Annotated in this window: 9 protein-coding genes; 6 read left to right on the plus strand and 3 right to left on the minus strand. The window is 45.4% G+C overall.

The genetic code is table 11. The annotated features are described in order from the left end of the window. Window positions 1-51 precede the first annotated feature (51 nt). The 6 genes from NBH14_RS03425 (at window position 52) to NBH14_RS03450 (ending at window position 9,953) form a co-directional block, all read left to right on the plus strand. Entirely contained in the window at window positions 52-2,391 is a 2,340-nt protein-coding gene (locus NBH14_RS03425) for a hybrid sensor histidine kinase/response regulator (RefSeq protein WP_117588718.1), read from the plus strand. Beyond that, window positions 2,388-3,704 (plus strand): sigma-54-dependent transcriptional regulator, encoded by a 1,317-nt coding sequence (locus NBH14_RS03430; protein WP_117588719.1) that lies wholly within the window; start codon window positions 2,388-2,390, stop codon window positions 3,702-3,704. The genes NBH14_RS03425 and NBH14_RS03430 overlap by 4 nt, the downstream gene beginning before the upstream one ends. Before the next feature lie 279 nt (window positions 3,705-3,983). After that, window positions 3,984-4,406 carry a dihydrofolate reductase family protein gene (locus tag NBH14_RS03435; protein ID WP_004291474.1) on the plus strand — a complete coding sequence of 141 codons (423 nt, stop codon included), beginning with the start codon at window positions 3,984-3,986 and terminating at the stop codon, window positions 4,404-4,406. A 238-nt stretch (window positions 4,407-4,644) separates the two neighbouring features. After that, complete coding sequence (locus NBH14_RS03440) at window positions 4,645-5,250, plus strand: RteC domain-containing protein (protein ID WP_004304269.1); 606 nt, start codon at window positions 4,645-4,647, stop codon at window positions 5,248-5,250. Window positions 5,251-5,551: 301 nt separating this feature from the next. Next, window positions 5,552-6,682 (plus strand): ATP-binding protein, encoded by a 1,131-nt coding sequence (locus NBH14_RS03445; protein ID WP_004291480.1) that lies wholly within the window; start codon window positions 5,552-5,554, stop codon window positions 6,680-6,682. Window positions 6,683-6,698: 16 nt separating this feature from the next. Next, window positions 6,699-9,953 (plus strand): P-loop NTPase fold protein, encoded by a 3,255-nt coding sequence (locus NBH14_RS03450; RefSeq protein ID WP_004291481.1) that lies wholly within the window; start codon window positions 6,699-6,701, stop codon window positions 9,951-9,953. Window positions 9,954-10,084: 131 nt separating this feature from the next. Here NBH14_RS03450 and mobC read toward each other — a convergent pair whose 3' ends face one another. From mobC to mobA, 3 genes are read right to left on the minus strand one after another with little or no spacing between them, the layout of a single operon-like run. Further along, window positions 10,085-12,103, minus strand: coding sequence for a conjugal transfer protein MobC (gene mobC / locus NBH14_RS03455; protein WP_004291482.1), 2,019 nt, complete (start codon window positions 12,101-12,103; stop codon window positions 10,085-10,087). A 30-nt stretch (window positions 12,104-12,133) separates the two neighbouring features. Beyond that, complete coding sequence (gene mobB, locus NBH14_RS03460) at window positions 12,134-13,381, minus strand: conjugal transfer protein MobB (RefSeq protein ID WP_004291483.1); 1,248 nt, start codon at window positions 13,379-13,381, stop codon at window positions 12,134-12,136. Further along, window positions 13,360-13,788 carry a conjugal transfer protein MobA gene (gene mobA / locus NBH14_RS03465; RefSeq protein ID WP_004291488.1) on the minus strand — a complete coding sequence of 143 codons (429 nt, stop codon included), beginning with the start codon at window positions 13,786-13,788 and terminating at the stop codon, window positions 13,360-13,362. The genes mobB and mobA overlap by 22 nt, the downstream gene beginning before the upstream one ends. Window positions 13,789-13,810 lie beyond the last annotated feature (22 nt).

The following is a 13,810-nucleotide window of genomic DNA, read 5'->3' on the forward strand; positions in this document are numbered from 1 at the left end:
CCTGTGGTTTTAGATGGACTACGGGCTGCATGATTAAAAAGGAATAATCAAATGAGAAGTACCATAGGAACAAAATTTCTCCGCACGCTGATTGCCGCAGGTTATTTATTGATGTGCCTGCTGGCAGTCGGCATCATGTACCTGTGGTTTTATGAATGGAAAGAGATTGAAGCATTGGAAACGGAGAACCGACGTATAAATGCTTTTCGTCAGGAAGTGCATCTTGTTTATGGGGAAATGACGGGGCTTTCCCTTTTGGGCGAAAGTGTGTTGGAGTGGGAAGACGAGGATTTGGAGCATTACCATATCCGGCGCATGGCGGTGGATAGTCTGCTGTGCCGTTTCAAAACCGTTTATCCGGCAGAGCGGATAGACAGTGTGCGTCATTTGTTAGAAAGCAAGGAAAATTTGCTTTGTAGCATTGTGGAAGTATTGAATAAACAGGAAAATTTGAATCGGGAAATTGCTAAGCGTGTACCCTTCATTGCGGCAAAAAGCACACAGGAACAGCCTAAGAAAACGAAGCGCAAAGGTTTCTTAGGCTTGTTCGGCAAGAAAGAAAAGTCGAAACCGACCGCCACAACCTCCATGCTCCATGCACTGAACCGCAAGGAGATTACACAACAACAGGCGCAAAGCCGCCGCTTGTCGGAACATGCCGACAGCCTCGCCATGCGCAACAGCGAATTGAATCGACAACTGCAATCGCTTATCGGGCAGATGGACAGGAAAGTAGAACGTGACCTGCAAAAGCGTGAGGCAGAGATAACCGCCATGCGTGAACGCTCGTTCTTTCAAATCGGAGGGCTGACAGGATTTCTTTTTCTTCTTTTGGTTGTGTCATACATCATCATCCACAGGGACATACGCCGCATAAAGCGGTATAAGGCAAAGACCGTTAATCTGATAAGGCAACTCCATGAATCGGATATGAGAAACAGGGAACTGATTTCCTCACGCAAGAGAGCCATGCACACCATTACTCATGAACTGCGTACACCGCTGACCGCCATACACGGCTATGCGGAACTGATAGCCAACGGAGAAAATGCAACGCAGACGGAACGCTATTCGGGCAATATCCGGCAGGCATCGCAACGAATGATTGCCATGTTGAACACGCTGCTTGACTTCTTTCGGTTGGATAGTGGAAAGGAGAGTGCGAATACTTCCCCGTTCCGTTTGCAGGGCATGGCAGACGCTTTATCGGCGGAATTTGCTCCATTGGCAGAGACAAAGGACTTGTGTTTGACGGTGGAATGCAATACCGATGTTATCCTCATGGGCGACAAGGAGCGCATTATGCAGGTTTCCGCAAACCTGTTATCCAATGCCATCAAGTTCACGCAAGCCGGAAGCGTATCGCTCCGCATGGACTACAACGGCAATAACCTTTCCATTGTGGTGGAAGATACAGGCAGCGGTATGAGCGAAGAAGAACAGCAACGGGTGTTCGGAGCATTTGAACGGCTCTCCAACGCCGCCACGCAGGACGGTTTCGGATTAGGATTATCCATCGTGAAACGCATCGTGGATATGTTAGGCGGTACTGTCCGATTGGAAAGCAAGAAAGGTCGGGGCAGTCGTTTCACGATAGAAATACCCATGCAAACCGCTGATATTGCTGTCATCGAAAAGAAAGAAGTGCAAGAACAATATCCTTATTCTGAACGTGCCTATTCGGTCATTATGTTGGATGACAACGACATTCTTCTTTCGATGGCAATGGATATGTATGCCCATTACGGTATCCGTTGTGATGTGTGCACTAATACAAGCGACCTCATGGAAGCCATGCGGACAAAGGACTACGACCTGCTGATTACAGACTTGAAGATGCCGGAAATAAATGGCTTTGAGGTATTGGAACTGCTGCGCTCGTCCCACGTCGGCAACTCGAAGACCATCCCTGTGATTGTCGCCACTGCTTCGGGAAGCTGCACCGAAGAAGAACTGCTGGCTCATGGCTTTTCCGCCTGCCTGTTCAAGCCGTTCGGCCTGTCGGAACTGCTGGCGGTGTCGGGCAAATGCCTTTCAGTATCTTCTGTCAAAAATAACAAAGAGAAACAACCTGACCTTTCTTCTTTATTGGCGTATGGTGACAAGGTGACTATGCTTGACAAACTGAAAACCGAAACGGAAAAGGACATGCAAGCCATTAGCGATGCCGGAGAGCGGTGTGACCGCAAAGAATTGGATATGCAGGTACACCGTTTACGCAGTTCGTGGGCAGTAATCCGTGCGGACAAACCACTATGGGAACTGCACAGACTTCTGCATTCAGACACGGAATGTTCCGATAACGAGATTCAACACACCGTGAATGCAGTATTGGCAATGGGTGACAAGATTGTGGAACAGGCTAAAAAACGAAAGGAAGACGGATTATGAAGGTAATTGTAGTAGAGGACAATCCCGTTTATAACGATTATGTCTGCAACTTCTTGAAGAAAGGCGGCTTCGACACCATGCAGGCGTATCGGCTTTCTACCGCCAAGAAATTGCTGGCAAAGGCAGAGGAAGATAATACTGTGCTTGCCGACTTGCGTCTACCTGATGGTGAGGGTGTCGACCTGTTGCGTTGGATGCGCAAGGAAGGGAAGCCGCAGCCGTTCATCATCATGACCGATTACGCCGAGGTGCATACGGCAGTGGAAAGTATGAAACTCGGCTCCGCCGACTATATTCCCAAGCAATTGGTAGAGGACAGGCTTGTTCCTCTCATCCGCTCCATACACAAAGCACAGGAACAGAAAAGGAACAAACAAGTCCCGATATTTGTCCGGCAAGGTACGGCATATCAAGGAATCAAGCGGCGTGTCCGGTTGGTTGCACCCACCCGTATGAGTGTATTGATATTAGGTGAGAACGGTACGGGCAAAGAACATATTGCCCAACACATCCACGCACAGAGCAAACGTGCGGATAAGCCTTTCGTGGCGGTGGACTGTGGTTCGTTGTCCCCGACATTGGCACTGTCCGCATTCTTCGGACACATCAAAGGTGCATTCACAGGAGCAGATTCTACCCATGTTGGGTATTTTCAAGAAGCCAATGGCGGTACATTGTTTCTTGATGAAGTGGCCAACCTGCCGATGGAAATGCAGCGGATGTTGCTCCGTGCCATACAGGAGAGGCGGTATCGCCCGGTCGGAGACAAGGCAGACCGGAATTTCAATGTCCGCATCATCGCTGCTACCAATGAAGATTTGGAGGTATCGGTGAATGAAAAGCGTTTTCGGCAGGATCTTCTGTACCGCCTGCACGACTTCGGGATAACCGTTCCTCCGTTGCGTGACTGTCAAGAAGACATTATGCCGCTGGCAGAGTTCTTCCGTGATATGGCAAACAGAGAGCTGGAGTGTAGCGTGAGCGGGTTCAGTTCCGAAGCACGTAAAGCGTTGCTGACACACGCATGGCCGGGCAACGTGCGGGAACTTCGGCAGAAAGTTATGGGTGCTGTATTGCAGGCGCAGGAAGGTGTTGTCATGAAAGAGCATCTGGAACTTGCCGTGACGAAACCGACCTCTACTGTCAGCTTCGCCTTGCGCAATGACGCGGAGGATAAGGAGCGGATATTGCGTGCGTTGAAACAGGCAAACGGCAACCGGAGTGTCGCCGCAGAACTGCTCGGCATAGGCAGGACAACACTATACAGCAAACTTGAAGAGTATGGACTTAAATATAAATTCAAGCAATCATAGCCCGTAATTCACTGAATTTGGCTATCTTTGCATAACATTTGAGAAAAACGGCGATTGGCAGGAGCTTTTCGCCGCCAACATATAGGATAAGACCGCAAGGCGTTTCAAGCGAAAATCTGGTAAATTGGAACTACGGAGACGATTGCGTGATGCTTATGCTATGCTTACGCATAGCGTGCATTCACGTACTCTCCGTAAAGGCTTTACCAGAGCCATCGCTTGAAGGTAGTGTGAATTGCACGCTACTTTTTTACCCTTGCCTAACGAAAGGAAACGATTATGGGTAAAGTTCAGATTCTCGCCGTACTGACGATGGACGGATGTCTTTCTTCAGAGTTATATGATAAAGCACATCAGGATTTGTGCCTTGACCGTTGCGGTCTTGATGAAATCAGGAAGAAAGCCTTTTACCGTGTGACACCGGACTATTCCATTTCAATGCTGCACGAATGGAGAAAAGACTGCACAAACATCCGTTACCTCGCGGAAGCCACACCGGACACGGCAGACTATATAAACGGACTGCTGCGGATGCACGCTGTGGATGAAATCATACTATACACCGTTCCTTTCATATCCGGAAGCGGACGACATTTTTTTAAGTCGGCTCTGCCAGAGCAACACTGGACGCTTTCCTCTTTGAAAAGCTATCCCAACGGTGTATGTCGCATTATCTATATCCTTGATAAAAAAGCAAGATAGCCAAAATGTGCGGCAAGCATACATTTCTATTTTCAGGAATAGAATAAATGTTCCGATTACAAACAATTTAAGTCGGAGATAATTTGTCCTTGTGAAAAAATACTGAATTTTATACCTCTGAAATCCAGCACTTTGTAAAATTGAGTGTTGGATTTTTTATTTTCTGCCGCGTTTTTTGCCAATTATATTCATGTGCGCACGCAGAAAACAAAGTGTAATTTTCAAAATTGACAGAACCATGAATTATTTCTTGCTGGCGGAAACCGACTTTTTCCGCCTGATAAACGAAGCCGGCGACTGCAATATGGAAACGGCATACACGGCTTTCGCCACCCAAGTGATCGAACTGTGCAACGGCGGCATGGACATGAACCTTACCGTCATCGCGCTTGCCTACATCGAAATCGAGTTGCAGCACCATCCCGTACGTAATCTGTCAGAAGAAAAAAGAGAGATTGCCGCCTACGTCAGCAAGGCTCTGTCTTTCGTAAGAAAGATGCAGAAATTCCTTGCCACGCCCCAAGTGCCACCACTAATATCCGCCAACAACGCAACAGAAACCACCGCCAGCCTTCTTCAATGGACGGGCAATGCCATCGACCTCGTGGAACTTATCTACGGCATAGACGTGATGGGCTGCATCAACAACGGCAATATGCCGCTCAAACAGCTCGCCCCACTTCTCTATAAGATATTCGGGGTTGATTCTAAAGACTGCTACCGCTTCTACACTGATATCAAACGCCGGAAGAACGAAAGCCGCACCTATTTCATTGACAGGATGCAGGAAAAACTGAACGAGAGAATGTTGCGTGATGAGGAGTTGGAGCGGATGAGAAAATAAAAAAATATCCATTACATATGAGAAGACAGGAATACTCGTATCCTGTCTTTTTATTTTCATTTAATTATATATTAATTAGCACAATATATGTGAGTTTTTCATTCCTATAAGGACAAATTTCAGAAACGTATGTCTGGTAAATTATTGAGTCATCATAGTATGAACATATATCATTACTAAAAACAATGAAACAACTTCCATAAGATTGTGGTTGTAAAAATCGCCATTTAATAGCCCGTTTTTTTTGTAAAATTCGCCAATTAAAAAAATATGATTATCTTTGCATTATATTTTATAAGGTATGGAAACAGTAAATAGAATACTTCAAGAGAAGATTACAGCACGAATCGCGCCCAATAAAGCAGTACTGATTTTTGGTGCTCGCCGTGTTGGTAAAACGGTAATGATGCGTAAAATTGTGGACAACTATTCAGGTAGGACGATGATGCTCAACGGCGAAGACTACGACACATTAGCACTATTGGAGAATCGCTCAATAGCCAATTATCGGCATTTATTGGATGGTATTGATTTGCTGGCTATTGATGAGGCACAGAACATACCACAAATCGGTAGTATTCTGAAGTTGATAGTTGATGAAATACCGGGAATAAGTGTCTTGGCAAGTGGTTCTTCGTCATTCGATTTGCTGAATAAGACTGGTGAACCGTTGGTCGGCCGCAGTACGCAATTTCTCCTTACACCATTCTCGCAACGGGAAATCGCACAGACGGAAACGGCACTTGAAACCCGCCAGAACCTCGAAGCGCGCTTGATTTACGGTTCCTATCCCGAAGTAGTAATGATGGAGAACTATGAACGTAAAACAGACTACCTACGTGATATTGTCGGTGCATACCTGCTTAAAGATATCTTAGCAATTGACGGCTTAAAAAATTCGAGCAAGATGCGCGATCTACTGCGATTGATAGCTTTTCAGTTGGGCAGCGAAGTTTCTTACGAAGAGTTAGGTAAACAACTCGGCATGAGCAAGACGACCGTTGAAAAATACCTCGACCTATTGGAAAAGGTCTTCGTTATCTATCGTCTGGGGGCTTATTCGCGTAACCTACGCAAGGAGGTTACAAAAGCTGGCAAGTGGTACTTCTACGACAACGGCATTCGCAATGCCATTATCGGGGCTTTCTCACCGCTGGCCATTCGGCAGGATGTCGGTGCGCTGTGGGAGAACTACATCATCGGAGAGCGGCGCAAAGCGAACTTCAATGAGGGACTGCACAGGGAGTTCTATTTCTGGCGCACCTACGACAAACAGGAAATCGACCTGATTGAGGAGAGTGCCGACAGTCTTACCGCCTTGGAGTTCAAGTGGGGAAATAAAATGCCGGCCGCACCGAAAGCCTTCCAAGAAGCCTATCCCTATGCCGAGTTTCATGTGGTAAATCGGGAGAATTATTTGGAGTTCGTATAATCAATAAATTACGTATATGGAAACAAAACTACAATCCAAACAGCAATATCCGCGGTTTATCCAAAATAAACCGTGTGGTATTGACAAATTCGATGGAGGTTCGCAAGAAAGGTTGGCAAAAACTATTGCTCGCCATTTTTGTCAGAATGATTCATTGGATGAGGAATGTACTTTACCTCGAATTATCGGCATCGAAGGTATTTGGGGATCTGGAAAATCCAACGTGGTTAAAATGTTGGAACGTGAATTATCAGACGACTATTACTTTTTTGAGTATGACGCATGGGGACATCAAGAGGACTTGCAACGCCGCTCTATATTGGAATTGCTTACAAGCAAACTTATTGATGATGGTATCCTATCTGGAAATGCAACAATAAAAGTCAAAGGTGGAGGTACGAAAACCGTATCATGGTCTGAAAAGCTGAAATATTTATTAGCCCGTAAAACGGAGACCGTAACCGAAAAATATCCCCTTATCAGTAATGGTATGGTTGCGGCATTTTTGGTTGCAGTTTTAACTCCGATATTTACATTTATTGCGTATGCAGTAAAACCTACACCCACAACATGGTGGTTTTCTTTATTGTCTATTATCATAGCTGCACTGCCAGTTCTTATTGCATTGTGCGTTTGGAAATGGGCATATAGCAAAGATCATAAATATGGATGGAGTTATATGTTAGCTATTTATCAAGATAAAGTCGAAAAGGACGTTTGCTATGAGACTTTGAGCGAAGACGAACCAACGGTTTACGAGTTCAAAACATGGATGCAAGACATTTCTGATTTTATCAAGGAAAAAGGACAACGTAAATTAGTCCTTGTTTTTGACAACATGGATCGTCTCCCCGCTGAAAAAGTAAAAGAATTATGGTCTTCTATCCATACGTTCTTCGCCGATAGCGGTTTTGAAAATGTTTGGGCTGTTATTCCTTTCGATGAAACACATTTAGCTTGTGCATTCGGAGATGAGACCGACGAACAAACGAAACAACTGACCAAGTATTTTATCAATAAAACTTTCCCTATTGTTTATCGTGTTGCTCCTCCTGTTATTACCGACTATCGAAGTATATTCAACAAACTGTTTGTTGAAGCATTTGGAGAAACAGAAAATGAAGCGAAAGAAACTATAAATCGGATATTCAGATTGGTAAATCCTAATGCCAATGTTAGGGAAATTATATCATATATCAATGAGATGGTCGCTCTTAAACAAGAGTGGTGTAACGAAATTTTGATGATAAACATAGCATTGTTCTGTTTGAAGAAGACGGATATTCTGGCAAATCCAGTAGAACAAATATTGTCCGGCGACTATCTGAATGGCATTCAAACAATAATTAACAATGATCTGCAAACACAACGCGAAATTGCAGCTTTGGTATATGGTGTCGATGTTGAAGATGCTCGACAAATTCCATTGAAAAAATATATTGAAGGCTGCATCAACGGAGAAGAAGACCACGACATAAATCAATATGCAGAGACTAATAAACAATTTGACACTGTATTAGAAGAAGTTATACAATGTATGGACAATGCGCTTATCGATAAGATTATACATTGTTTGCATAAATTAACTCGAAAGAGCGATGTTATTCTGCGTGTATGGCAAAGAATAGCACAATTGAAATTAAAAGAATCCATAGAGAAGCAGGTGTTCCCTGTCGAATACCAAGAACTGCTGTTGCATTTAGACACGGAAAGCCAAAACCATGTGATTGCTCAATTATATAAGAAGATAGTTCGGTTCAATGACTTCAATGGCGGCGACTATTTCAAAACGTTAGATGCAATAGACAGGTTTATTGCGCAAAATAAGTTGGCGTGCGATTTTACGTCATTGATTGAAGCAAAAACAGTCAAGCCAAATACATTTATCGATTATATTCAAGCTGCAAATGCAACAGATGCTGCCTATCGGGATAACGCGACAACTAAAGCATATAAATATTATCAAGTAGCAACAAATTCGGAGGCGCTCGATAATTATTTGGCAAACTTACTACCCGATAATTTCGACCATGCAGATATTGTAAAAACGTTAAAAGATAATTCTACCTATACGTTTCCAACGCTTTTGCAAGCGATCACGAATTGCATTGATGAACAGAATGTAAATAAAGATAATATAGGGGCTATATTTACAACCTATCGTTTATTGGCATCTGACGAAGAAAGACCTTTACCTGTAACGTTAGATTCAACCTACATAAATCAGTTGCATTCTGAATTAGAAACTGATGGCCGAAACATTAAAGAGTCTGGATATTACGATTTAGTCGCCATGCAATTGGCACATGGTCATTCCGTTTCCTTAATAGAGGGTGGAGATATAAAATATGTTGCAGAACTCATGGACTATTATGTGGATCATGGAGACTTATTAGTAAATAGTGTGGGATGGAATATACCGCTATTAAATGAAACACTACAATACATGGTAAATCATAAACTTGGCTATAAATTATTGCTCTCAGACATATTGCCCCAATTTGAAGATATTAAGAACAGAATAGGTGTAACGGATGAGGTATTTATCGAGCATTTAGCAGAGTGGAATACCGATTTGGATAAGTATATCACTAAGAACAATATTAAAGATGTAATTCCTGACGCATCTTTTTACGATTTGACCACTAAAATAAGCAATGTCCTGACCGATCATATCAATAAAATAGCGTTCGAAGCGTTGTCTGAAATAAGTGTTGATACATTATACGCCCAAAGAACAGCACATACATCATATTATTGGTTTGTCGCAATAAAACATTTACTGGCTAAAATCAAATCCTTGCCAGATAACTTGACTGAATTTGGCAAAAAGATTCTGATGGATATTGCTTCTGGAACTCAAAGTTTGAATCCTTTCCCTAATTGTTTCAAGAATATAGTTGAAAGATTGGATAAACGAAAAATTAAATCGACAGTTACCGATATAAGAAATGATTTCTGCATCGGTAAAAAGACTATCAATGCAATAAAGTTTCAATTTTTCGAAACATGGCTTAGATCGCATGGTAATTTGAAAAGTCAAGCTGGAGACGTTATTGATAAAATAGTGAAACCTGTAATTTCCGATGGGGCATGCCGTTCATTGATTCTGCAAAACAAAGATTTTTATATGGATTTAATAAATACAGCAGGGGATGATGCTTATGAATTGAAAAAGAGTCTCCGAAACCTCATACAAAAAGATTCAGATCCGCAATTGGTTAAATTTGTCAATTCGATAGATTCAGTACCTGAGGTTGAAACCGCGTAAGTATTTGTCTAACAAGTCCGAATTTTACGATTTTACCCGTCAGAACTGAAGTGCCCCCCAAAAAAATTGTATCCAACTTTTGGGGGTCACTTCAAACTTCGATAGGGATAATTTTCAATTTTGGGGACTTGTTAGACAGTCTCATTATCTGGTAGCAGTTTACACAGCACCGGATCGTTTTTGATACGCTCCAGTTCCTCCTGCACAATCTGCTTCACCTCTTCCTTGATGCGCCGGTAGTTCGCCTGCACCGTTTCCTTCATGCGGTCGTTGCCGTCCTCGTCCGTGAAGTTTGTAATGACGGGAATTTTCTTGTAGGCACTTTCTTCCCGTTTCACCTTTTCGGCATCCACCACAATCTCGCAATGAAAAATCTTCTGCTCGATACGCTCGTTGAAGTTGTCGGATACAGAACCGACAAACATTCCCTGCGTAAGCCCGGAAATCTTACTCGGTGGAATGAGCGCGTCCATCTGCGTGTTGATGGAGGTGGAAACATCCTGCCGGTTGATGGAGATGGACTGCCGTTTCTGCAACACCTTACCGAACCGCTCGGAGAGCGTCTTGGCTGTTTCCCCCACCACCTGACCGGAGAAAATATTGCCGACAGTGTTCATCACCACTTTCGCCTCTTTGTCCCCGTAGTCACGCACTAACTGGCTGAAATCCTGAAAGCCCAGACACACGGCAACCTTGTTGCTTCGGGCGGTAGCTATAAGATTGTCCAACCCTTTGAAGTATATTGTGGGCAACTCGTCGATGATGACCGATGACTTCAGCATCCCCTTCTTGTTGATGAGCTTCACGATACGGGAATTATACAGACCGAGTGCCGCACCGTAGATATTCTGACGGTCGGGATTGTTACCCACGCAGAGGATTTTCGGCTCTTCGGGATTGTTGATGTCCAGCGTAAACTCGCTGTCTGACATCACCCAGTAGAGCTGCGGTGAAATCATCCTCGAAAGCGGGATTTTTGCCGACGCTATCTGACCCATGAGCTGCTCCGCAGCCCCTCCAAGCCACGCATCCATGAACGGCGAAAGGTAGTTCTCCAGCTCCGGATAAGAGGTCAGTATCGGAAATATATCCTCGTAACGGCGGTTCAGAAACTCGATAGCATGGGGAAACGTGCAAAACTTCCCGTTCTGATAGATTTTGAGATACCAGATAATACTGGCAAACAGAATGATAGGTGACTCCACGAAGAAGTCGCCCTGCTTTTGCACCCACGTTTTATTGAGGTTGAGCATTATTGTGTAGGCACTCTCATAGGCATCCGTAATATCTTCCATAAAATCCGGGTGAATGGGATTGCACCGATGAGAGCGTCGCGGGTCGTCGAAGTTGATCACATAGAACTTCGGCTTTACCTTGTAGCCGTCCGGGTGGTTCAGCAAATGGTTGTAGGCAATAGTAGATAGGTCGGGATACTTGAAATCGTAGATGTATTGACTAAAGCCCTTTTCAATCTGTTGCTTGATAAAATTGTTTACCACGGCATAGGACTTGCCGCTGCCCGGCGTACCCAACACGATGGACGCACGGAAGGGATTAACTACATTGATCCAACCGTTGTTCCAGCGTTTCCTGTAATAGAAACGTGTCGGCAGATTGACCGAATACTCGCTTTCGATAAGCCTCGTTTCCTGCATGAAACTCTCGTTCTCGTTGTTGAAAACATCCTCCATCAAATTGTGTTTCAACAGGCGGCTCATCCACAGACCACCCATCAACAGGCAGACATAGCCCGTTCCAATGGTAAGGACATACAGTCCCGTCACCGCTTCAAGCGGCAGCGGCAGGGGCAGCAACCACCAGTTCAGGAAAAACAGCACGAACCCGACGGCAAATGCTGTCCAGATTCTCCCCCAAGTGATTTTCTCACCCTTGACACCCTTCGTACCCAGACAGGACAAGGCAAGCAAAAGGACGGAAAACAGCTTCGTGTAGAGAATGGAATGGAACAGCCCCGCCGTGCGGTCGAAGTTCAGAAGGATTTTGTCCACCACGCCGATGTTCACGCCCCACAGCCGGATGGCTTCGTAGCAGAACCAGTACACGTTCATGACCACTAAAATGATACTCACGGCACGCAGAAAATCCATGATTTTCGCCAATGCCCTCAAATCGTCTTCTTGTTGTGACATACATTGATTTTTTAATTGTTGATACTCTGATTACATACCCAAGCCCTTGCGTTTTTTCTTCTTTTTGCGCTTCATCGCCCGGATGAAAGCCTCTTCCTCGGCATCTACCGCCGGACCTTCGGGAGTGAGCAAGCCCATACCGCCCGATATATCTTCACTGTCGTAGGCGGTCTGCCCGTGTGCCTTGTCCGCAGCATCCACAGGGATGGATAGCGGTATCGGCGGTTGTCCGGCGTATGGCAGGGTGAAGTGTTCCTGCAAGGCATTCGCCGAAAGCTCCTTACCCATGCGCGAACCGTTCAGCACGCATCCCGTGCGGTGGTCGATGAAGGTAGCCCCATAGATGCGCCCTTCCTCTGTGTAGCGCAGTACGGTGTCGATGCCCTTCTCTTTGAGTTGGGATACAAATTTGTCCTTGTCATAAGTGCCTTGCAGCACGGAAAGGACGGTGCGTTTCGTCATGTCTGCCAGTTTCCTATCCTTGATTTCCGATTTGGAACGGACAAACTTCTTCTGTACGGCTTCATAGCCTGCGGACTTCCCGAAAAGCGAGGATTTGAACGGGTTGCCCACCTTGTTACCCTTGTCGTCCGTGACGGAATAGACCAGCCCGTGATACTCCCGTCCGCGCACGTTGCCCCTCGCTTCCTCCACCGTCATATTATATAAGGAAAGGAGCGCACGGTATTCGCCCATCGTCTGGAAACGGTACTGCCCATTCAGAGCCTTCACGGTGTTGCCTACCTGCTTCTTCACATCACCTGCCGATGCGGCCACCTTGCGCAACGGATTATCCAATCTCTGATTTTTACGTTCTGCCGGATGCAATCCGTACTTCTGTTCCAGTTCCCTGCGGATACGGTCGCTGCGGCGGTAGAGAAAATCCCGGTTGAGCCTTTTCCCGTTCTCGTCCACGTTGACCGTCACGATGTGCAGGTGGTGGCGGTCGATGTCCTCGTGCTTGAATACAAGATAAGGCTGGTTTCCGAAACCGAGTTTTTCCAGATACTCGCGGGCGATATTCTGCAACTCAATATCGGTCAGCACATCCTCCGGGTGCGGGTTGAGAGAGATATGCACCACCGGCTTCTCGATCTTCATCTGCGGTGGCAGGAAGGTGAGAAAACCCTCCATCGCCTTGCCTATGTCCACCGTTCCCGAACCGTCATTGTAGATGCGGTTGGTGGTGAGAAGCCGCCCCTGCGCCTCGTTAATCTTCTCCCCGTTGTAGGCAATCGCGCCGTACAACGAACTTCCTACACTGATTTTTGCGACCATTTTGCCTCCATTTCCCTTGAAAGTTCCACAATCCGGCGGCTCAGTTTCACGAGTTCGACGGTGTGTTGCTCTAATTTGTAGAGCAACGCCATCGCCTTTTTCTCTGAAAAATGCAGCCTCAGTTCCTTCACGACTTGGTTGTAATTCGTACCCACGGCACGGAATTGTGCATGAAAATCCGACAGTTTGGTGTAATAGTCCACCAACGTCTTGTCCACCTTCAGCACCTTGAACGGTTGCCCGAAGAAGTGCGCTTTGAGGAAAACAGACCGTGCATAGACACCCGATTTTCCGAACATGGCGAGGAAACGGTTGTGTTCCTCCTCGTTGAAACGGACGGTGTACCGGTACACCGCCGGATCAAGTTTGGGATTTCTCCCTGATTTGCTTTTCCTTTTCTCTTTCATATTACTTTGGATTTAGCGGATT

Source organism: Parabacteroides caecihominis (assembly GCF_023656785.1).
In the GTDB taxonomy this organism is placed as follows: domain Bacteria; phylum Bacteroidota; class Bacteroidia; order Bacteroidales; family Tannerellaceae; genus Parabacteroides; species Parabacteroides segnis.